Origin of the sequence: Comamonas aquatica, from assembly GCF_018064205.1 — a bacterium.
GTDB lineage: Bacteria > Pseudomonadota > Gammaproteobacteria > Burkholderiales > Burkholderiaceae_C > Comamonas > Comamonas aquatica.
The window spans coordinates 2395088-2415458 of record NZ_CP072916.1; the positions used below are offsets into that span (position 1 = coordinate 2395088).

Below are 20371 nucleotides of genomic sequence, written 5' to 3' on the forward strand. Positions count from 1 at the left end.
AAGCACAGCGAGGTCGGCCAGGCTGTGATTTCCCCTATGGCATGTAGGAAGTTCCCGCCATTCACCGCTGTTTGCATTTATTTTCTGGAGCGGGACCGGTATAACCGAGCCATCCCTACTCTCCCGCTTCTTTCGCCACAAACAATGGTCGAGCCCCCCCACCGATCCGCAGCCTGCGCACCCAGATCGCCTTGGTCTTCGGCAGTTTCTCTGCGGCCCTGGCCATGGTCGTGTGCTTCATCGCGGGCGAGGTTCTCAAGACACGGCTGCAGAACCAGGCAGGCACCGCACTGGGCATCGTGGCCTACAACGCGGGCAATCTGCTACTGCAGGATTTGCAGCAACAAATCCGCAGGGCCCAGGTGTTGGCCAGCTCGCCCGAACTGTGGGAAGAGGGACTGGACTCACCCTCCGTGGCGCAACTGCTGCAACGCATGCAGCATTTGAATCCCTACAACGTGTGGATTGGTGTCACCGACATCGATGGTCAGGTACAGAACGCCACAGGCGGCCTGCTGCAGGGCAGCAATGTCAGCGAACGCCCCTGGTTTCAGGAAGCCTTGCGGGGCCCCTACATCAGTGACGTGCACCCGGCCAAGCTACTACAGAACCTGCTGCCGCGCAGTGCAACCGGCGAGCCGCTGCGGGTGGTGGACTTCGCCACCCCCATCTACCAGTCCGACAGTGGCAAGCGCCTGGGGGTGCTCGGCATCCACGCCAACTGGGACTGGGTGCAGGTCGCCATGGACCGTTTGCTGCAGGGCCCTGCCAAAGGCAGCCAGCAGTCCATCTTCATCTTTGACCGTGCGGGCACGCTCATCTACGCCCCCGGCGGGGCAATCGCCCCCCACCTGGCGCTTGGGCAGACCTACCCGCAAGCACTAGACCATACAAGCCCACGACCCCAACTGGTCACCTGGAAAGACCGTCCCCAACCCTATCTGACGGCGGCCTTGCGCCTGCAGCCCCCCAGTGATGAGAACGACCTGGGCTGGTGGATCGTGGCACGCCAGCCGATGGAAACCGCGTACGCCGATGCCAACCGCGTGCTGTGGATGGCACTGGGCCTGGGCCTGGTCGCAGGATTGTTCGCTGCCTGGATGGCCTGGCGCCTCGCCCGCCATGTCAGCAACGACCTGAAACAGCTGGCCCAGGCCGCCACCCACGTGCAGACGACCCACGACATCGACAGCATTCCCCTGCTGCACAGCAACCGCGAAGTGTTCCAACTGTCCCAGGCCCTGTCCGAGATGACGCACAAGCTGCTGCGGGCCAACGAGGGAATGCAGGAGCAGGTACGCATCCGCACCCTGGAGCTGCAGCAGGCGAATGCCGAGCTGGAATGCCAGGCCAGCACCGACCCGCTGACGGGCCTGCTCAACCGCCGGGGCTTCGAGACCCAGGCCCAGGTGGCGCTGGCACTGGCCATCCGCAGCGGCCGCCCGCTGAGCGTGCTGACCCTGGACATCGACTTCTTCAAGCACATCAACGACCAATTCGGCCACGATGCCGGCGACCTGGTACTGACCAGCCTGGCCCACCTGCTGCGCAAACGCCTGCGCCAGGCGGACATCGTGGCGCGCTTCGGGGGCGAGGAGTTTGTGGTGCTGTTGCCCGACACCGATGGCGAGGATGCGCTGCGCACGGGCCACAGCCTGCTGCAGACCATCGAGGAAACGCCCATCCCGCAGGTCGGGCACATCACCGCCAGCGCCGGGGTCAGCAGCCTGCAGGCGGGCGACGCCGACGGCCTGACCGACATGCTGCGCCGCGCGGACGATGCCCTGTACCAGGCCAAGCGCACCGGCCGCAACCGCGCCTGCCGCCAGGACTAGCGCAGGCGCAAAAAAGCCGACCAGAGGTCGGCTGGGCGGGTGCAGGCCGTGTGCGGCCGACTCAGGTGCGCGGCAGGGTCACGCCGTGCTGGCCCTGGTACTTGCCGTTGCGGTCCTTGTAGCTCATCTCGCACTGCTCGTCGCCCTGGAAGAACAGCACCTGGGCGCAGCCTTCACCGGCGTAGATTTTGGCGGGCAGCGGCGTGGTGTTGGAGAACTCCAGCGTCACATAGCCTTCCCACTCGGGCTCGAAGGGCGTCACGTTGACGATGATGCCGCAGCGCGCGTAAGTGCTCTTGCCCAGGCACACGGTCAACACGTCGCGGGGGATGCGGAAATACTCCACCGTGCGGGCCAGCGCAAAGCTGTTGGGCGGGATGATGCAGTAGTCGCCTTCCATGTCGACAAAGCTCTTCTCGTCGAAGTTCTTGGGGTCCACCACGGTGCTGTGGATGTTGGTGAAGACCTTGAATTCACGGGCGCAGCGGATGTCGTAACCGTAGCTGGACGTGCCGTAGCTGATGACCTTCTTGCCGTCGACCTGGCGCACCTGGCCGGGCTCGAAGGGCTCGATCATGCCGTGCTGCTCCGCCATCTGGCGGATCCATTTGTCGCTCTTGATGCTCATTGGGAAAATCCTGTTCGCTTGTTTTTTGATAGCGCCATGCGGCTATACAACCAGCGCAAGGGCCCTATTTTGCTTGAGAAACAATGGTTTGCTCAATCAGCCGGTCATCCCCGAGCACGATCATGGCAAAAAGCAGTTCGTCCAGCGACTGCGCCTGCTGCGTCTTGCGCGCCAGCAAGGGCGTGCAGGCCGGATTGAGGACCACGAAGTCGGCCTCACAACCGGGCTGCAGGTTGCCGATCACCCCCTCCAGCCCCAGGGCACGCGCCGCACCGGCGGTGTGCTGCCACCACAGCTGGCCGGGCTTGAGGCTCAGGCCCTGCTTGCTGTGCTGCTCGCGCCCCACCACATAGGCGGCCTGCATGGTGCGGAAGGGCGAAAAGCTCATGCCCCCGCCCACGTCGCTGGCCAGCCCGTACCTGAAACCGGCGGCATCGGCCTGCAGGTAATCGAAGTAGCCGCTGGACAGGAACAGGTTGCTGGTGGGGCTGATGGCAGCGGCCGTGCCGGTCTCGCGCAGCAGGGCGCGGTCGGCGGCATCCAGCCAGATGCAGTGGGCGTAAACGGCGCGCTCGCGCATCAGGCCGAAGCCGTGGTAGACGTCCAGGTAGCTGCGCGCCTGCGGGTACAGCTCGCGCACCCAGCGGATTTCGTCCAGGTTTTCGGAGACGTGCGAATGCACCCACACGTCCGGGTATTGGGCGGCCAGCGCGCCCGCCCCGCGCAGCTGGGCCTCGCTGCTGGTGGGCGCAAAGCGCGGCGTGATGGCGTAGCCCAGGCGGTCCACGCCGTGCCAGCGCTGAATCAGGGTGTCGGTGTCGATCAGGCCCTGCTCGGTGTCGTCGCGCACGCCATCGGGGCTGTGGCGGTCCTGCAGCACCTTGCCAGCGATCATGCGCATGCCGCGCTGCTGCGCGGCGGTCAGGATGGCATCCACCGATGCGGGGTGCGAGGTCGCAAAGGTCAACGCCGTGGTCACGCCGTTGCGCAGCAGCTCATCGAGAAAGAACTCCGCCACGCCGTCGGCATAGGCCCGGTCGTGGAAGCGCGCCTCGTGCGGGAAGGTGTAGTGCTCCAGCCAGGGCAGCAGGCCGTCGGCCGGCGCACCGATCACATCGGTCTGCGGGTAGTGGATGTGCATGTCCACAAAGCCCGGGGCCAGCAGCTTGCCGGGCAGGTGGACCACCTGCGCGCCCGGCAACCCCACGAACTGCGCCTGCAGCGCCTGCCAGCTGCCGGCCGCCAGCACCCGCTGCTGCCCATGCGCATCCGGTGCCACGGCCAGCAGGCCGTCGCTGTCGTACAGGGGGCTGCCGTCGTCGGCAAAGCGGAGCAAGGCACTGCGGTAGATCTGGGTGGGCATGGGCACGGAGCGGGGCAACAAAGGGGTTCAGGGGCAGTCAGCGCGGGGCTTCCCAGGAATTCATGCATGAAACATGCCAAACCCTATATGGAAAGCGCGCCAGATGCTCCTTATTTTCAAGCAAACCTGGGGCCCGCGGCATAGGGATTTGCCACCCACCGCCGCGGCCCGCCCCAGTATGGCAGGCCCGCCGTGTTCAGCGCACGCTGCCCTGCACGCCGTCCACCAGCCAGTCCATCTGGCGCAGCTGGGTGTCGGTCAGCTGCACGCCCTTGGGAATGCGGACCTGGCCCTGGTTGTCCTTCACGTCGGCCTGGAGTGCGGCAAATGGCTGCAGCTTGCCCTGGGCCATCTGCTGCTGGCGTGCCAGCACCTCGTCGCGCACGGCGGCGGGCAGCTTGGGGCCGAAGGCCTCGACGCGCACCATGCCCTCCTTCACGCCGCCCCAGGTGTCGGCACTTTTCCAGCGGCCCTCCAGTGCGGCCTTGGCGCGCTGGGTGTAGTAGCCGCCCCACTGGTGGGTGACGGCCAGCAACTGGGCGTCCGGCCCGTCCTTGCGCATGTCGGAGTGGAAGGCGATCGCCATCTTGCCGCGCTCCTGCGCAGCAGCCATCACGGCCGTGGTCGCCACCTGGAAGGACAGCACGTCGGCGCCCTGGTCCATCAGCGTCATGGCGGCATCGCGCTCGCGCGGTGGGTCGAACCAGGCGTTCAGCCACACCACCTTGACCTGGGCCTTGGGGTTGACGCTGCGCATGCCCAGCGTGAAGGCGTTGATGCCCTGCAGCACCTCGGGGATGGGGAAGCCCGCCACAAAGCCGGCCACGCCGGTCTTGCTCATGCGGCCGGCGGCGATGCCGGACAAATAGCGCCCTTCGTAGTTGCGCGCATTGCCGGTGGCCACGTTGTCCGCCAGCTTGTAGCCGGTCACGTTCTCGAACTTGACCTGAGGGAATTCCTTGGCGACCCGCAGCGTCGGGTCCATGTAGCCAAAGCTGGTAGTGAAGATCATCTGGTGGCCGTTGGCCGCCAGGTCGCGGATCACGCGCTCGGCGTCCGGGCCTTCGGGCACGTTCGCCACGGCGGTGGACTGCACCTGCGCGGCCAGGGCCTTTTGCATTTCCAGGCGGCCGTTTTCGTGCTGGCGCGTCCAGCCGGCATCCAGCACGGGCGTGACGTAGACAAAGGCGGCCTTCAGGGGCGCGGTGCTGGGGGTGGCAGGGGTGGCGGCGGTTTGCGCCAGAGACGGGGCGATAACGCAGGCGGCCACGAGCGTGGCTGCGAGGTTTTTGTACATGGTGTTCCTCTACATGGCTCCAGAAGCAATGAATTCACGCGCCACTGGAGCAAGGCGGTGCGCGAAGGGTGCGGATTCTAGCGCCGATTGCCCACCCCTGCGTGCCGGGGGCTAACCACACTGGCAGCACCGGGGTGGGCTGGCTACGATGGCGGCAAGAACCCTTTCCCCTATTTTCAGGAGCCCCTTTGCCATGCCCATGTTTGTGGACACCTCGCCCCCCGGACAGTGCATCTTCTGCAAAATCGTGGCTGGCGACATCCCCGCCGCCAAGGTCTACGAGGACGCGCTGACCGTGGCCTTCATGGACATCGGCCAGGTCAACCCCGGCCATGTGCTGGTGGCCAGCAAGCGCCATGCGGTCACCGTGCTGGACCTGACCCCCGAGGAAGCCGCCGCCGTGATGCAGACCGCGCAGCGCGTGGCCGCCGCTGCCGAGGCGGCGTTCGTCCCCGACGGCATCACCCTGTTCCAGGCCAACGGCGCCGCCGGCGGGCAGACGGTGTTCCACTTCCACCTGCATGTACTGCCGCGCCATGAGGGCGACGGCGTGGCCCTGGCCTGGCCGCGCAAGGAACCGGGTGCACAGACGCTGCAGACGTATGCTGCGCAGCTGCAGGCGGCCCTGCAGGCCACTGCATAAGCCATAGCAGGCTGCGCAGATGAATCAAGGGGTTGAGGTGCATAGGCACCTCAACCCCTTGTTCTTCAAGCGCTGTGCGCTATATTTTCAGCATGGCCTGCGCACCGCGCTTCCTGCGCCGCCACGGCAGACCACGCCCGATGCCGCGTCGCCTCAGGACGCCTGGGCCAGCTGTGCCACGCAGTCGTCCAGCTGCTGCACCCAGGCAGCCTGCTGGGCCGGGCTGGCGAACGTCGCCTCCAGGCTGTTGCGGGCCAGCTGGTAGGCCTGCACCGCGCCCATGCCGGTGGCGGCAAACAGCTGCAGGTAGTTGTCGTTCACATAGCCACCAAAGTACGCTGGATCGTCCGAATTGACGGTCACGTTCAGCCCCGCCGCCAGCAGGCGTGGCAGGTTGTGGTCGCGCAGGTCTGGGAAAACGCACAGCTTCTGGTTGGACAGCGGGCACACCGTCAGCGGCATGCGCGTGGTGGCCAGGTGCTGCATCAGCGCAGGGTCTTTTTCAGACTGCACGCCGTGGTCGATGCGCTCCACCTGCAAGGCATTCAACGCGCCCCAGACGTAGGCGGGCGGCCCCTCCTCGCCCGCGTGGGCGACCAGGTGCAGGCCCAGTTCCTTGCAGCGGGCAAACACGCGTTCGAATTTCTCGGGCGGGTTGCCGCGCTCCGAGCTGTCCAGGCCGATGCCGACGAAGTGCTCGCGGTACGGCAGGGCGGCCTCCAGCGTCTCGAAGGCGGCGTCCTCGCTGAGGTGGCGCAGGAAGCTCAGGATCAGCACCGCGCTGATGCCCCAGCGCGCCTCGGCCTCCTTGCAGGCGCGCGACAGGCCGTGGATCACGGTGGCCATGGGCACGCCACGCTCGGTGTGGGTCTGGGGGTCGAAGAAGATCTCGGCGCGCACCACATGGTCGGCGGCAGCGCGCGCCAGGTAGGCCATGGCCATGTCGTAGAAATCGACCTCCTGCAGCAGCACGCTGGCGCCGGCGTAGTAGATGTCCAGAAAGCTCTGCAGATCGGTGAAGGCATAGGCCGCGCGCAGCGCTTCCACGCTGGCGTACGGCAATGTCACACCGTTGCGCTGGGCCAGGGCAAAGATCAGCTCGGGCTCCAGCGAGCCTTCGATGTGCATGTGCAGCTCGGCCTTGGGCATGGTGCGCAGCAGCGCGGGCACGTGGGCCGCAGCCATGTGCTGGACGGCGTCGGGAATGGCATAGCTCATGGTCAGCAAACTCCAAAGGTCACGCCGCTGGCCTTGAGGTAGCGACGGTAGGCGGACGACATGCGGTCGGCCGCCGAATGCAGCTCCGCGCGCGGGTCCAGGGGCAGCGCCTTGGGCTGCTGCGACTCCAGCACCGGCTGGTCCTGCGTGAAGATGGTGTGCTGGAAGGCCTGCAGCTGTTCATCACTGGATTCGAAGTCTGCCACGGCCAGGCGGAACCACACACGGCTGGTGGTGGGGCTCACCGGGCAGATGAACAGGCCGATCGCCTCGCGCCAGCCGTCCTTGCTGCTGCCGGCTTCGGGAATCTTGGTCAGCAGCGCGGTAAAGGGCGCGGTGACTTCGTAGGTGTAGTGCACTTCGGCCGGCTTGGTGGAGTGCAGGTTGGACATCGGCTGCACGGCCTTGCAGTTGGTGGCCTTCACGCCGCAGGCGGTGTTCTCGACCTGGTACGGCGCCATCTCGGTCGCATCGCGGCTGCCCAGCCAGCCCTCGTGCACGAAGCCGAAGTGCGACATGTCCAGGAAGTTTTCGATGATGCGCGGCGCGCTGGCCTGCACGTCGTAAGGCCCGCAGTTCACCTTGCGCAGGCGCGCGTCGTCCTCGGCCTCGAACACCGGCAGCGGCACCTCGGCCGCCTCCATCTGCACCCAGATCAGGCCATGGGCTTCCTGCACGCCAAAGGATTTCACGCAGTGCTGCGGGGGCGGGGTGAAGGCCGGCACGGCTGGCACCTGGACGCACTGGCCGCTGCTGGCGAACTGCCAGCCGTGGTAGGGGCACTCCAGCTGGCCGCCCTGGACACGGCCCAGCGACAAGCGCGCGCCGCGGTGCGGGCAGCGGTCCACAAACGCCTGGGCTGCGCCTTGGGCATCGCGCCACAGCACCAGGTCTTCATCCAGCAGGCGCACGGGCACCGGCGCATCGGTCACGGCCTGGGACAACGCCACAGGGTGCCATTGGTTTTTTTCCATCATCGGGGTCACATTCATCGTCATGGACGGCATCTTTCCAAAGAAAAAGGCTGCCCGTGGGCAGCCTTTGCAATATCCGAGCCCGATCCAGGCCCGAATGCCAGTCCTTACTGACCGGGCACCTTGCCTTCCACGCCCTTGACGTAGAAGTTGATGCCCGACAAGAAGGCGTCGTCGGCCACAGCGCCGGTGGCCAGGATTTCCTTGCCATCATTACCAGCGACCGGGCCCTTCCAGATCTGGAAGGTGCCCGCCTTCAGGCCGGCCTTGACTTCCTCGACCTTGGCCTTCAGTTCGGCAGGCACGTCTTCGGCCACGGAGACCAGGTCGATCGCGCCTTCCTTCACGCCCCACCAGCTGCTGCCCGTGGTCCAGGTGCCATTGAGTGCATCGTTGGTGGCCTTGATGTAGTACGGCGACCAGTCGATGATGGCCGAACCCAGGTGGGCCTTGGGGCCGTAGGCGGTCATGTCCGAATCCCAGCCGAAGGCGCGCTTGCCCTTTTCCTCGGCCGTCTTCAGCACGGCGGGCGAATCGGTGTTCTGGAACAGGATGTCAGCACCGCCATTGATCAGGCTGGTGGCGGCTTCGGTTTCCTTGGGCGGGCTGAACCATTCGTTAACCCAGACCACCTTGGTGGTGATCTTGGGGTTGACCGACTGCGCGCCCAGCGTGAAGGAGTTGATGTTGCGGATCACTTCAGGGATCGGCACCGACGCCACCACGCCCAGGGTGTTGGACTTGGTCATGCCACCGGCGATCACGCCGGCCATGTAGGCGCCTTCGTAGGTACGGCTGTCGTAGGTGCGCACGTTCTCGGCGGTCTTGTAGCCGGTGGCGTGTTCGAACTTGACGTCCTTGAAGTCGGGGGCGATCTTCTGCAGCGAATCCATGTAGCCGAAGGTGGTGCCGAAGATCAGCTTGTTGCCCTGGCTGGCCAGGTCGCGCAGCACGCGCTCGGCGTCAGGGCCTTCGGGCACGCTCTCCACATAGCTGGTCTGAACCTTGTCACCCAACGCGTCCTGCATCTTCTTGCGGGCCGTGTCGTGCGCGAAGCTCCAGCCACCATCCCCCACGGGACCCACGTAGGCGAAAGCGATCTTCAAGGGCTCAGCCTTGGCAGGCGCTTCGGCCGCAGGGGCTGCCGCAGGTGCGGGAGCGGCTTCTTCTTTCTTGCCGCACGCCGCCAGGGCTGTCACGGTCAGCGCCGACACGGCGGCCAGTTTGAACAGGGAACGTTTGTTCAGGTCAGTCATGAATCGTCCTTATGTAGGGGAGTAGCAAACCACTGCAGCAGCGTCTGCAGCGCACGGCGGCTTGCCCGCAGGCATGCCACCGTTTGCTGAGGGCGTGATGGTTGCACAAAACCAGTGCACTTTTTCAAAAGCCCATCACATCCTAATGCCGGTGTGTCGAAATCCATCCAGCGATCCGGCACGCAGACGGCAAGCGTTGCATTCAGAGCGCACCGCAAGATGCATGCCACCGCCTGTCGCCCACAAAAAAGCCTCCGACAAACGGAGGCCTGGGGTAGCTGCTGCACGGCGCAGATCGCCGTGCAGCGGGCAGCTTTACTTGCCGGTACCGGGCACGGTACCTTCCACGCCATGGACGTAGAACTTGATGCTGGTGATGAAGGGCATGTCGGCCACTTGGCCGTCGGCCAGCAGTTCCTTGCCGGTGTTGTCCTTCAGCGGGCCCTTCCAGATCTGGAATGTGCCGTCCTTCAGACCCTGGCGCACTTCAGCCACCTTGTCCTTGATGTTCTGGGGCACGTCGTCCGAGATCTTGACCAGATCCATCGCACCTTCCTTCACACCCCACCAGAAGTTCTGGCCGTTCTCCACCTTGCCGTCCAGCGCGTCCTGCACCACCTTGGTGTAGTAAGGCGCCCAGTTGATCACGGCCGAGCCCAGGTGGGCCTTGGGCGCGTAGGCGCTCATGTCGCCGTCCTTGCCGAAGGCGTAGACACCGCGCTCTTCCGCCGTCTTCAGCACGGCGGGCGAGTTGGTGTTCTGGTACATCACGTCCACGCCGCCGTTGATCAGGCTGGTGGCCGCTTCGGCTTCCTGGGGTGGGCTGAACCAGGAGTTCACCCACACCACCTTGGCCTTGATCGAGGGATCGACGCTTTGCGCACCCAGCACAAAGGAGTTGATGTTGCGCACCACTTCAGGAATTGGCACCGACGCGACCACACCGATGGTCTTGGTCTTGGTCATGCCACCGGCCACGATGCCGGCCATGTAGGCGCCTTCGAAGGTCTTGGCATCGTAGGTGGCGCTGTTGGCTGCCTGCTTGTAGCCCGTGGCGTGCTGGAAGTTCACGCCGGGCAGCTCGGGGGCCAGCTTCTGCACAAATTCCTGGTAGCCGAAGCTGGTGGCAAACACCAGCTTGTTGCCCTGGGCGGCCATGTCGCGCATCACACGCTCGGCGTCCGGACCTTCGGCCACGCTTTCCACGAAGCTGGTGACGATCTTGTCGCCAAACTTCTCCTGGATGGCCTTGCGGCCCAGGTCGTGCTGGAATGTCCAGCCGCCGTCGCCAATCGGGCTCACATACACGAAGCCAACCTTCAGGGGCTCGGCGTTGGCCGGCGCTGGGGCGGCCGGTGCGGCGGCAGGAGCTGGTGCAGCTTCTTCCTTCTTGCCACAGGCGGCCAGGGTGGCCACGGAGACAGCAGACAGCGCCACCATCTTCAGCACAGTGCGTTTGTGCAGTTTGGACATGGAGTGTTTCCTCGACGTTGATGTAGAAAGCGGGCTGAAACAGCCCGCTGCGCGCTTTGCGTGTCCACTGCCCAAGGCAGCAGACACCAGCGTCGTTGATGTAAGGCCCTGTTTAAGAGCCGGGGTAAAAAGGCTTGCCCAACGAAGCCGGCATGTTCGCACGAATCCATGCCGGATTGCGTGAAATCAGGACCAGCACCACGATGGTGGCGATGTACGGCAGCATGCTCAGCAACTGGCTGGCAATGTGCACGCCGGTGGCCTGCAGGTGGAACTGCAGCATGGTCACGCCGCCAAACAGGTAGGCGCCCAGCAAAATACGACCGGGCCTCCACGTGGCAAACGTGGTCAGCGCCAGCGCAATCCAGCCGCGGCCGGCCACCATGCCTTCGACCCACAACGGGGTGTAGACGGTCGACACATAGGCCCCCGCCAGACCGCACAGCGCGCCGCCCGCCATCACCGCACCCAGGCGGATCATGCGCACGTTGTAGCCCAGGGCATGGGCCGATTCGGGCGACTCGCCGACCGAACGCAGCACCAGGCCGGCACGCGTGCGGTACAGGAAGTAGACCAGCAGCGCCGCGATCACGATGGCGCCGTACACCAGGGGGTGGTGGCGGAACAGCGCAGGCCCCACCACGGGCAGGTCGGCCAGGTAGGGGATGGCGAACTTGGGGGTCTCGGGCATCTTGGCCTGCACATAGTTCAGGCCTGCAAATGCAGAGAAGCCGCCACCAAACAGGCTCAGGGCCAGCCCGGTGGCCGACTGGTTGGTGTTCAGCCAGATCACCAGCACGCCAAAGATGGCCGCCAGCAGGGCCCCGGCCCCCATGCCGGCCAGAAAGCCGACCAGCGTGCTGCCGGTGTGCACCACGGCGGCAAAGCCCGCCAGTGCCGCGCACAGCATCATGCCTTCGGCGCCCAGGTTGATCACACCGGCCTTCTCGTTGATCAGCAGGCCCAGGGCCGCCAGCGCCAGCACGGTGCCCGCGCTGAGGGTGGAAGCAAACAGCAATGCGTAGGCATCCATCACTGGACTCCCTTCACTGCGCCCGACTTGGCACCGACCCAGCGCACGCGGTACGCGATCAAGGTGTCGCAGGCCAACAGGGCAAACAGCAGCAGCCCCTGGAAGACACCCGTCAGAGATTTGGGCAAGCCCAGGCGCGACTGCGCCAGCTCACCGCCGATGTAGAACATGCTCATCAAAATGGCAGAGAAAATCATGCCCACGGGGTGCAAGCGCCCCACGAAGGCAACAATGATGGCCGCGAAACCGTAGCCGGCCGGCACATAGGGCGTGAGCTGGCCGATCGGGCCCGCCACCTCCAGCGCACCCGCCAGACCGGCGGCGCCCCCGGAGATCAGCAGCGCCGTCCACAACGCGCGGCGCGAGGAAAAGCCGGCGTAGCGTGCCGCCGCCGGGGCCATGCCCCCCACCTGCTGGGCGAAGCCGGCCTTGGTGCGGAACAGGAACACCCACAGGCCCGCAGCCCCTGCCAGCGCCAGCAGCGTGCCGATGTGCACGCGCGTGCCCTCAATCAGTTTGGGAATCTGGGTGACGCGCTCGAAGGCCTTGGATTGCGGGAAGTTGTAGCCCATGGGGTCCTTCCAGGGGCCATAGACCAGATAGCCCAGCACCAGGGTCCCGACGTACACCAGCATCAGGCTGACCAGGATCTCGTTGGCGTTGAAGCGGTCACGCAGCAAGGCCACGATGCCCGCCCACACCATCCCGCCCAGCACACCGGCCAGCAAAATCGCCGGCACGATCCAGGGGCCCGTGGTCTTGTCGGCCAGCAGCGCCACGCCGCCCGCCGTGACCGCACCGATCACGAACTGGCCTTCGGCGCCGATGTTCCAGATGTTGGAGCGGAAACACACGGCCAGGCCCAGCGCGATCAGCAGCAGGGGCGTAGCCTTCATCACCAGCTCGCCCAGGGCGTAGCTGGTCTTGATGGGCTCCCAGAAAAAGGCCTGCAGGCCCTTGACCGGGTCCTTGCCCAGGGCCGCAAACAGGCACACGCCGATCGCCACCGTGATCAGCAAGGCCAGGATCGGCGCGCCATAGGTCCAGAACCTGGACACTTGGGGACGGGGTTCGAGCTTAAACATGCTGGGCCCCTCCGTTGCGCGACTGCGCCTCCACCTGCGCCAGGTGCTGCTGCACGTCGGCATTCCACAAACCACTCATCCACTCTCCCACCAACTGCAAGGTGGCCTCCGCACGGTCCAGCGACGGGCTGAGCTGCCCCTTGGCCACCACGTGCAGACGATCGCTGATTTCAAACAATTCGTCCAACTCCTCGCTGAGCACCAGCACGGCGCAGCCCGCATCGCGCAGGGCCAGGATTTCACCGCGAATTTGTGCCGCCGCGCCCACGTCCACGCCCCAGGTCGGCTGCGAGACGATGAGCAGCTTGGGCTTGGCGTCGATCTCGCGACCGACGATGAACTTCTGCAGGTTGCCGCCCGACAGCGACTTGGCCAAGGCGTTCGGGCCGCCGGCCTTGACGCCGAAGCGGCGGATGATGTCAGCCGCATGCGCTTCCAGCTTGGCAATGCTCAGCCAGCCGCCCTGCCCCACCGCGTCATCGCGCGTCAGCAGCATGTTGTGCGCCAGCCCCATGGCCGGCACGGCGCCGCGCCCCAGGCGTTCTTCGGGCACGAAGTGCAGGCCCAGCGCACGGCGCTGGCGCGGGTTCATGCGCCCCGCTGCTTGACCAGCCACCTGGACCATGCTGGCCTCGGCGCGCGTGTCCTCGCCGGACAGGGCGTACAGCAGTTCCTGCTGGCCGTTGCCCGAGACCCCGGCAATGCCGACCACCTCGCCGGCGCGCACCTCGAAATGCATGTCGACCAGGTCGACCCCGAACTGGTCCTGCTTGGCCAGGCTCAGGCCCTGGACGCGCAGCACGGCGGCGCCGGCCTGCACCGCGCGGTGCTGCAGGGCGGCGGGTTCGGCACCGATCATCAGGCGCGACAGCGAGGCGTTGCTTTCCTCCTGTGGGTTGCAGTAGCCCGTGACCTTGCCGCCACGCAGCACAGTACAGGCCGTGCACAGCTCGCGGATCTCGTGCAGCTTGTGGCTGATGTAGAGGATGGAGCAGCCTTCGGATGCCAGTTTTTTCAGCACCACAAACAGCTTTTCCACGGCCTGGGGCGTCAGCACCGAGGTGGGCTCGTCCAGGATCAGCACGCGCGGGTCGGTCAGCAGGGCACGGATGATTTCCACGCGCTGCATCTCGCCCACCGACAGGGTGTGCACGGGCCGCGAGGGATCGATGTCCATGCCGTACTCGGCGCCCTTGGACTCGATGCGGCGCGTCACCTCGGCCAGGGACATGGATTTGTCCAGGCCCAGCCACACGTTCTCGGCCACGGTCAGCGTGTCGAACAGGCTGAAGTGCTGGAACACCATGGCGATGCCCAACTGGCGCGCTTCCTGCGGATTGCGGATGTACACCGGCTGGCCGTCGAACAGCACCTGGCCTTCATCGGGCTTGACGGTGCCGTAGATGATCTTCATCAGCGTGGACTTGCCAGCGCCGTTTTCACCCAGCACCGCGTGCACTTCGCCAGGCTGCACCGTCAGCGATACCCCATCGTTGGCCACCACGGCCGGATATCGTTTGGTGATGCCCACCAGCTGCAGTCGCGGTGGCGCGTCACCGGGCGTGGGGATGGATTCAGGGGATGTCATGCGCGAGATTGTCTCAGTTCAAAAAAATCCTAATAACAAATACTGCGCAACCGCAGATTTGACGTTGGCTGATAGCTATTTATTTCATAGCAAAAGAGCGGTATTCTTCACGGCCTCACGCAGCCAGGTGCCGGCACTCGAGTGGTGCGTGCGGTCGTGCCACAGCTGGTAGTAGCGCATCTGCGGCAAAGGCACCGGCACCGGCAGGATGGCCAGCGGCAGCTGCGCGGCATAGCGCTCGCAGAACTGGCGCCCGGTGGTCAGCACAAGCAAGCTCGATGCCACCATCTGCGGCATCAGGCCGAAATGGGCGCAGCGCACCGCGATGTTGCGGTGCAGCCCCTGGGCATTGAGGGCTTCGTCGATCACGCCCTTGGCCCCGGGGTGGGTCGGCATCGGGGCGATGTGTTCGGCGTCCAGCCACTCCTCGGCCGTCCAGCCGCGGCGCACGGCGGGGTGCGACTGGCTGACCAGGCACACGGGTTCATCGGAGAACAGCTGGGCCATGCGCAGCTCGGTCGGTGGCTGGGGCCAGTTGCCGATCACCACGTCCACCTCGCCCTGGGCCAGCTGGCCGCTGTAGTCCACGCCTTGGCTCAGCGCCTGGAGTTCGACGGCGCACAGCGGCGCCTGCTTTTTCAGGTGGGCAACCAGCTTGGGCAGGAACTGCGGGTCCAGGTAGTCGCTGGCGGCGATGCGGAAGGTGCGCGCCGAGCTGCGCGGATCGAAGGCCCGCGCATCCGTGAACAGGTGCTCCGCCGACTGCAGGATGGCGGCCGCAGGCTCCAGCATGCGCAGCGCGGCATCGGTGGGCTGCATGCCCCCGCCCGAACGCACCAGAATGGGATCGCCCGACAGGTCCCGCAGGCGCTTGAGCGCCGTGGACACCGCCGGCTGGTGCATGCCCAGACGCACTGCCGCCCGCGATACGCTGCGTTCGGCAATCACCGTATGCAGCACGCGGATCAGGTGCAGGTCAATCTTTTCAAAGGGCGTGGTTTCTCGCATGAAAGAACGATGGGCCGCGAAAGCGACCCAGTATGCCAAGGCGGTGGCGCCCAGGGGGCAGGGATTATTCGGTGGTGTTCAATGCTGCTGCACGGCCTCGCCGGTCAGGGCTGCTTCGTCCAGCTTGGCCTGCCAGTACGCCAGCCGGGCGTTGTGGCGGGCCATGATGGCTGCGTCGATGGCCACCTTGTGGGTGTCGGAGTAATCCTCCATCTCATCCACCAGCTGGAGCATGGTGCGTTCCATCTGCGACATCTGCTCCATCAGCTCTTCCTCAGCGGTCTTCTCGGTCCGCAGGGGATTGGCCAGGGCGGCGATCAGCTTGCTGTGCTTCGGGGTGTCGGCGGTGCGCAGCACCCGGCAGGCTTCATCGTAGGCGGCGCGCACGGTCGTGAACTCTTCCATGCGTTCGTTGAAGCCTTCGTTGAGCACGGCCTTCAGGTGCGCCTCGGCCTGCAAATAGACCTCGTGGCAGCGCTGCACCTCAGCCTCGCGCTGCAGGCGTTCGGCACGGGTGCGCGGGCCTTCCAGGCGGAACAGCACGGCAAACGCCAGCACGGCCGCGGCGCCATACCACAGCAGCCAGTCGGTAGGCACCTGAAAGCCCCCCCAAGCCAATGCCGCCGTGCCTGCCCACGCCCCCAGATAGATCGCCTGGCTCTCCCAGCGCACCTCGCGGGGCACAGGAATGGGGGCCAGTTTGACCAAGGAGTGGAACTGCGTCGGCTCTTTGGGCTCGGGGACCTTGAGCTTGGCGACCCGCTCGGAAACTTCGTCGATGTGAAATTCTGTGGGGGCAGGTTCAGGTTGTGCAGGTGCAGACCAGAACTTGAGGGAACTTTTGGCGCGTCGCAAGAAGTCAGAAAAATTCATGTTGCGGCAAAAGGTCCAGAAAATTGGTGGTGCAGTTTAGCAATTGCAGGGGTGTACAGGCCGCCCAAAGCTCGTTGCACGGAAATTGCTAGGAACTTTTGTATACACATCGGGCCCGCGGTGTGCGCCGGCCCTGGCCGCGCGCACTATGGCTGCAATCGCATGGACTACATACGGAAGTCTATATGTCGCGGCAAGACCCGGATGGCTTAATGAACAAAAACACCGTCAAATTGCAAGACTATGTCTCCACGTCCTCTCCATTTCCTGCGTCGCGGCCAGCCCGTCACGCTGCATGACATCCCGCCGGACCGCACCTTGCTGGAAGTGCTGCGCGAAGACCTGCACTGCACCGGCACCAAGGAAGGCTGCGGTGAAGGCGACTGCGGCGCCTGCACCGTGGTGCTGGGCGAGCGCACGCTGGACGCTGATGGCCAGCCCCGACTGCACTACAAGGCCATCAACAGCTGCATCCGCCTGGCGCATTCGGTCGACGGCATGGCCCTGTGGACCGTGGAGGACCTGGCCCAGGACCCGGACATCCAGCTGCCGGCCGGCCAGCAGCTGCACCCCGTGCAACAGGCCCTAGCCCAGTGCCACGGCACGCAATGCGGCTTTTGCACCCCGGGCTTTGTGATGAGCCTGTTCGGCATGTACCAGAACCACGCCCGCGGCGCGGCGCTGGACCGCCAGAGCGCGCAGGAAGCCCTGTCCGGCAACCTGTGCCGCTGCACCGGCTACCGCCCGATCCTGGAAGCCGCCCGCGACATGGCACAGCTGCCGCCGGCCACGGTCAACGCACCGGCCGTTCTGCAAAAACTGGAGCAGCTGGCGCTCAAGGATGCTGTGATTGAGGCAGAAAACAGCTACCAACGCCCAAACAGCCTGCGTGAGCTGCTACAACTTCGTGCAGACCACCCCGACGCCCAGATCGTCGCCGGCTGCACCGACGTCGGCCTGTGGGTCACCAAGCAGCACCGCCGCTTCAGCCGGGTGCTGGACGTGACCGCCGCCGCCGAGCTGCGGGCCATCACCCAGACCGAGGGCTGGCTGCGCATCGGCGCCGCCGCCACGCTGGAAGAGGCCTTCGCCGCCCTGCAGGCGCAGTGGCCCCAGCTGCACCGCTTTGCCGCGCGCTTTGCCGGCCTGCCCGTGCGCAACAGCGGCACGCTGGGCGGCAACGTGGCCAACGGCTCGCCCATCGGCGACTCCATGCCGCTGCTGATCGCGCTGGGCGCCCAGGTGGTGCTGGCCAGCGTGCGCGGGGGCCGCAGCCTGCCCCTGGAAGCCCTGTACACCGGCTATCGCCAGAACGTCATGGCCCCGGACGAACTGCTGGTGCGCATCGACGTGCCGCTGCCACCGGCCAGCGGTGCAACCCGGCACCTGCGCGCCTACAAGGTCAGCAAGCGCCAGGACGATGACATCTCCGCCGTCTGCCTGGTGCTGCAGGTGACCGTCGACCACGGCACGGTGACCAGCGCCCGCATCGGCGCCGGCGGCGTGGCGGCCGTGCCCGCGCGCGCCGTGCAGACCGAGGCCGCCCTGACCGGCCAACCCTGGACCGCTGCCACCGTGCAAACCGCCGCATCCGTGCTGCAGGCGGAGTTCAGCCCCATCTCCGACATGCGGGCCAGCGGCAGCTACCGCAAGCACCTGCTGGGCAGCCTGCTGCAGCGCTTCTGGCTGGAAAGCCAGGGCCAGGCCGGCGCCTCTTTGGAAGACATTCGCGTGGAGGTGAGCGCATGAACGCCCCGGACACCCTGTTGAACACGGCCGCGCAGGGCGCGGTCGGCCAGTCCCACCTGCACGAAAGCGCCCGCGCCCAGGTGCTGGGCCAAGCGCCCTACCTGGACGACATGCCCGAAGTGCGCGGCACCCTGTATGCCGCGCCCATCCTGTCCCGGGTGGCCCATGGCACGCTGCACGGCGTGGACACGCGCGCAGCCCTGGCCATGCCCGGTGTGCACGGCGTGGTGCTGGCGGCCGACATTCCCGGCGATCCCATCCTGGCCGCCTTCGGCCATGACGAACCCATTTTTGCGCTGGACCAGGTGCTGTACGTCGGCCAGGTGATCGGCCTGGTCGTGGCCGACAGCGTGATGGCCGCGCGCCGCGCGGCGCGCCAGGTCCAGCCGGACATCAGCCCCCTGCCTGCCATCCTGACGGTGCAGCAGGCGCTGGAGGCCGAGCACTATGTGCTGCCGCCCGTGCATGTAACGCGCGGCGACGCCGCCGCCGGCCTGGCGCGTGCCCCCCACCGCCTGCAGGGCACGCTGGAAGTGGGCGGCCAGGAGCACTTCTACCTGGAAGGCCAGATCGCCTACGTGCTGCCGATGGAACAGAACCAGTGGTGGGTCTACTCCAGCACCCAGCACCCGGGCGAGGTGCAGGAATGGGTGACCCACGCCCTGGGCATCGGCAACCACGCCGTCACCGTGCAGTGCCGCCGCATGGGCGGGGGCTTTGGCGGCAAGGAAACCCAGGCCGGGCACCTGGCCGTGTGGTCGGCCCTGGCGGCGCGCAAGTTCGGCTGCCCGATCAAGCTGCGCCTGGACCGCGACGACGACTTCATGATCACCGGCAAGCGCCACCCGTTCGCCTACAACTGGGACGTGGGCTTTGACGATACGGGCCTGATCACCGGCCTGAAGCTGCAGATGGCCGCCAACTGCGGTTTCAGCGCCGACCTGTCCGGCCCCGTGGCCGACCGCGCCATCTTCCACGCCGACAACGCCTATTTCCTGTCGGACGTGAGCATCAGCTCCTACCGCTGCAAGCTGCACACCCAGAGCCACACGGCCTTCCGCGGCTTTGGCGGACCGCAGGGCGTGATCGTCATCGAGACCATCCTGGGCGACATCGCCCGCACCCTGGGCCTGGACCCGCTGGCCGTGCGCCAGCGCAACTACTACGACGCCGATGCCAGCTCGCCGCGCGCCGTCACCCACTACCAGATGACGGTGGAGGACAACATCCTGCACCCGATGACCAAAAAACTGGAGCAGGATGCGCGCTACCAGCAAAGGCTGGAGGCCATTTCGGCCTGGAATGCCCAGAACCCGGTGCTGCAGCGCGGCCTCGCCATCACGCCGGTCAAGTTCGGCATCAGCTTCACGGCCACACTGTTCAACCAGGCCGGGGCGCTGGTGCACGTCTACACCGACGGCAGCGTGCAGGTGAACCACGGCGGCACCGAGATGGGCCAGGGCCTGAACACCAAGGTGGCCCAGGTGGTGGCCGACGAACTGGGCGTACCCCTGTCGGCGGTGCAGGTCACCGCCAGCGACACCAGCAAGGTGCCCAACGCCAGCGCCACCGCGGCCAGCAGCGGCACCGACCTGAACGGGCGCGCCGCCCAGTACGCGGCGCGCAAGGTGCGTGGCAACCTGGCGGCCTTCGTCGCAGGGCTGGACGGCTGCGGGGCCGGCGCCGTCAGCTTTGCGGGCGGCCAAATCCACACCCCAAAGGGCACGCGCGACTTCCGGGCCGTGGTCAAGGAGGCCTATGCCAACCGCATCCAGCTGTGGAGCGATGGCTTCTACCGCACGCCCAAGATCCACTACGACAAGACCACGCTGACCGGGCGCCCCTTCTATTACTTCGCCTATGGCCTGGCCTGCTCCGAGGTGGCCATCGACACGCTGACCGGCGAATCCAAGGTGCTGGCCATCGACGTGCTGTACGACGCCGGCCGCAGCATCAACCCGGCCATCGACATCGGCCAGGTCGAAGGCGGCTTCGTACAGGGCATGGGCTGGCTGACCACGGAACAGCTGGTCTGGAACGACCAGGGCGTACTGACCACGCACGCCCCCAGCACCTACAAGATCCCGGCCACGGGCGACATTCCGGAGCACTTCCAGGTCCAGCTCTACCAGGAGCCGAACCGCGAGGACAACGTGGGCGGCAGCAAGGCCGTGGGCGAGCCGCCGTTCATGCTGGCCATAAGCGTCTACGAAGCCCTGCGCCACGCCATCGCCAGCGCGCGCGAACGCCAGGGCAAGCGGGGCGTGGTCCAGCTGCAGGCCCCGGCCACGGCCGAGCATGTGCTGCAGGCCCTGCAGCGCTGAACCTTGTGCGCCCACCCCGGCCCG

Annotated in this window: 16 protein-coding genes; 4 read left to right on the forward strand and 12 right to left on the reverse strand. The window is 66.2% G+C overall.

Annotated features, from left to right (window positions below; translation table 11 throughout):
* The first annotated feature begins 191 nt into the window (after positions 1-191).
* Positions 192-1835 (forward strand): diguanylate cyclase, encoded by a 1644-nt coding sequence (locus tag KAQ61_RS11355; RefSeq protein ID WP_244982875.1) that lies wholly within the window; start codon positions 192-194, stop codon positions 1833-1835.
* 61 nt (positions 1836-1896) lie between these two features.
* Here the strand turns inward: KAQ61_RS11355 and dcd are convergent, their stop codons facing one another.
* From dcd to KAQ61_RS11370, 3 genes are all read right to left on the reverse strand, one after another.
* Positions 1897-2463: a dCTP deaminase gene (gene dcd / locus KAQ61_RS11360; RefSeq protein WP_042414074.1), complete on the reverse strand. Its 567-nt coding sequence runs from the start codon at positions 2461-2463 to the stop codon at positions 1897-1899.
* A 64-nt stretch (positions 2464-2527) separates the two neighbouring features.
* Positions 2528-3826, reverse strand: coding sequence for a guanine deaminase (gene guaD, locus KAQ61_RS11365; protein ID WP_210929232.1), 1299 nt, complete (start codon positions 3824-3826; stop codon positions 2528-2530).
* Between the two features lie 196 nt (positions 3827-4022).
* Positions 4023-5123: a BMP family ABC transporter substrate-binding protein gene (locus tag KAQ61_RS11370; RefSeq protein ID WP_210929233.1), complete on the reverse strand. Its 1101-nt coding sequence runs from the start codon at positions 5121-5123 to the stop codon at positions 4023-4025.
* A gap of 193 nt (positions 5124-5316) precedes the next feature.
* Here KAQ61_RS11370 and KAQ61_RS11375 point away from each other — a divergent pair, with 193 nt between their 5' ends.
* On the forward strand, positions 5317-5766 hold the full coding sequence (locus KAQ61_RS11375) for an HIT family protein (protein WP_210929234.1): 450 nt from the start codon (positions 5317-5319) through the stop codon (positions 5764-5766).
* Positions 5767-5919: 153 nt separating this feature from the next.
* Here the strand turns inward: KAQ61_RS11375 and KAQ61_RS11380 are convergent, their stop codons facing one another.
* From KAQ61_RS11380 to KAQ61_RS11420, 9 genes are all read right to left on the reverse strand, one after another.
* Positions 5920-6984 carry an adenosine deaminase gene (locus tag KAQ61_RS11380; RefSeq protein ID WP_244982876.1) on the reverse strand — a complete coding sequence of 355 codons (1065 nt, stop codon included), beginning with the start codon at positions 6982-6984 and terminating at the stop codon, positions 5920-5922.
* Positions 6985-6986: 2 nt separating this feature from the next.
* Positions 6987-7961, reverse strand: coding sequence for an aromatic ring-hydroxylating dioxygenase subunit alpha (locus KAQ61_RS11385; protein ID WP_210931885.1), 975 nt, complete (start codon positions 7959-7961; stop codon positions 6987-6989).
* A gap of 104 nt (positions 7962-8065) precedes the next feature.
* Positions 8066-9214 (reverse strand): BMP family ABC transporter substrate-binding protein, encoded by a 1149-nt coding sequence (locus KAQ61_RS11390; RefSeq protein WP_210929235.1) that lies wholly within the window; start codon positions 9212-9214, stop codon positions 8066-8068.
* A gap of 315 nt (positions 9215-9529) precedes the next feature.
* A complete protein-coding gene (locus KAQ61_RS11395; protein ID WP_043384417.1) occupies positions 9530-10687 on the reverse strand; it encodes a BMP family ABC transporter substrate-binding protein in 1158 nt (385 codons plus the stop codon).
* Between the two features lie 112 nt (positions 10688-10799).
* Positions 10800-11720: an ABC transporter permease gene (locus KAQ61_RS11400; RefSeq protein ID WP_042414096.1), complete on the reverse strand. Its 921-nt coding sequence runs from the start codon at positions 11718-11720 to the stop codon at positions 10800-10802.
* Positions 11720-12805 (reverse strand): ABC transporter permease, encoded by a 1086-nt coding sequence (locus KAQ61_RS11405; RefSeq protein WP_210929236.1) that lies wholly within the window; start codon positions 12803-12805, stop codon positions 11720-11722. The genes KAQ61_RS11400 and KAQ61_RS11405 overlap by 1 nt, the downstream gene beginning before the upstream one ends.
* Entirely contained in the window at positions 12798-14393 is a 1596-nt protein-coding gene (locus KAQ61_RS11410) for an ABC transporter ATP-binding protein (RefSeq protein ID WP_210929237.1), read from the reverse strand. The genes KAQ61_RS11405 and KAQ61_RS11410 overlap by 8 nt, the downstream gene beginning before the upstream one ends.
* An 84-nt stretch (positions 14394-14477) precedes the next feature.
* The gene (locus tag KAQ61_RS11415) at positions 14478-15401 is read right to left on the reverse strand and encodes a LysR family transcriptional regulator (protein WP_154164346.1); all 924 of its coding nucleotides are present in this window, start codon (positions 15399-15401) and stop codon (positions 14478-14480) included.
* Between the two features lie 78 nt (positions 15402-15479).
* Positions 15480-16274 carry a hypothetical protein gene (locus KAQ61_RS11420; RefSeq protein ID WP_045267196.1) on the reverse strand — a complete coding sequence of 265 codons (795 nt, stop codon included), beginning with the start codon at positions 16272-16274 and terminating at the stop codon, positions 15480-15482.
* Positions 16275-16517: 243 nt separating this feature from the next.
* Here KAQ61_RS11420 and xdhA point away from each other — a divergent pair, with 243 nt between their 5' ends.
* Together xdhA and xdhB are read left to right on the forward strand one after the other, a co-directional pair.
* Positions 16518-18023 carry a xanthine dehydrogenase small subunit gene (gene xdhA, locus KAQ61_RS11425; RefSeq protein ID WP_210929238.1) on the forward strand — a complete coding sequence of 502 codons (1506 nt, stop codon included), beginning with the start codon at positions 16518-16520 and terminating at the stop codon, positions 18021-18023.
* Complete coding sequence (gene xdhB, locus KAQ61_RS11430) at positions 18020-20347, forward strand: xanthine dehydrogenase molybdopterin binding subunit (protein ID WP_210929239.1); 2328 nt, start codon at positions 18020-18022, stop codon at positions 20345-20347. The genes xdhA and xdhB overlap by 4 nt, the downstream gene beginning before the upstream one ends.
* The last annotated feature ends 24 nt before the right edge of the window (positions 20348-20371 follow it).

Excerpts from the sequence above, each read along its gene's own strand:
- KAQ61_RS11390 (WP_210929235.1), bottom strand. The coding sequence starts at position 9,214 with ATGACTGACCTGAACAAACGTTCCCTGTTCAAACTGGCCGCCGTGTCG.
- xdhB (WP_210929239.1), top strand. The coding sequence starts at position 18,020 with ATGAACGCCCCGGACACCCTGTTGAACACGGCCGCGCAGGGCGCGGTC.
- KAQ61_RS11395 (WP_043384417.1), bottom strand. The coding sequence starts at position 10,687 with ATGTCCAAACTGCACAAACGCACTGTGCTGAAGATGGTGGCGCTGTCT.
- KAQ61_RS11400 (WP_042414096.1), bottom strand. The coding sequence starts at position 11,720 with ATGGATGCCTACGCATTGCTGTTTGCTTCCACCCTCAGCGCGGGCACC.
- KAQ61_RS11410 (WP_210929237.1), bottom strand. The coding sequence starts at position 14,393 with ATGACATCCCCTGAATCCATCCCCACGCCCGGTGACGCGCCACCGCGA.
- xdhA (WP_210929238.1), top strand. The coding sequence starts at position 16,518 with ATGTCTCCACGTCCTCTCCATTTCCTGCGTCGCGGCCAGCCCGTCACG.
- KAQ61_RS11420 (WP_045267196.1), bottom strand. The coding sequence starts at position 16,274 with ATGAATTTTTCTGACTTCTTGCGACGCGCCAAAAGTTCCCTCAAGTTC.
- KAQ61_RS11405 (WP_210929236.1), bottom strand. The coding sequence starts at position 12,805 with ATGTTTAAGCTCGAACCCCGTCCCCAAGTGTCCAGGTTCTGGACCTAT.
- KAQ61_RS11375 (WP_210929234.1), top strand. The coding sequence starts at position 5,317 with ATGCCCATGTTTGTGGACACCTCGCCCCCCGGACAGTGCATCTTCTGC.
- KAQ61_RS11370 (WP_210929233.1), bottom strand. The coding sequence starts at position 5,123 with ATGTACAAAAACCTCGCAGCCACGCTCGTGGCCGCCTGCGTTATCGCC.
- KAQ61_RS11385 (WP_210931885.1), bottom strand. The coding sequence starts at position 7,961 with ATGATGGAAAAAAACCAATGGCACCCTGTGGCGTTGTCCCAGGCCGTG.
- KAQ61_RS11380 (WP_244982876.1), bottom strand. The coding sequence starts at position 6,984 with ATGAGCTATGCCATTCCCGACGCCGTCCAGCACATGGCTGCGGCCCAC.
- dcd (WP_042414074.1), bottom strand. The coding sequence starts at position 2,463 with ATGAGCATCAAGAGCGACAAATGGATCCGCCAGATGGCGGAGCAGCAC.
- KAQ61_RS11415 (WP_154164346.1), bottom strand. The coding sequence starts at position 15,401 with ATGCGAGAAACCACGCCCTTTGAAAAGATTGACCTGCACCTGATCCGC.
- guaD (WP_210929232.1), bottom strand. The coding sequence starts at position 3,826 with ATGCCCACCCAGATCTACCGCAGTGCCTTGCTCCGCTTTGCCGACGAC.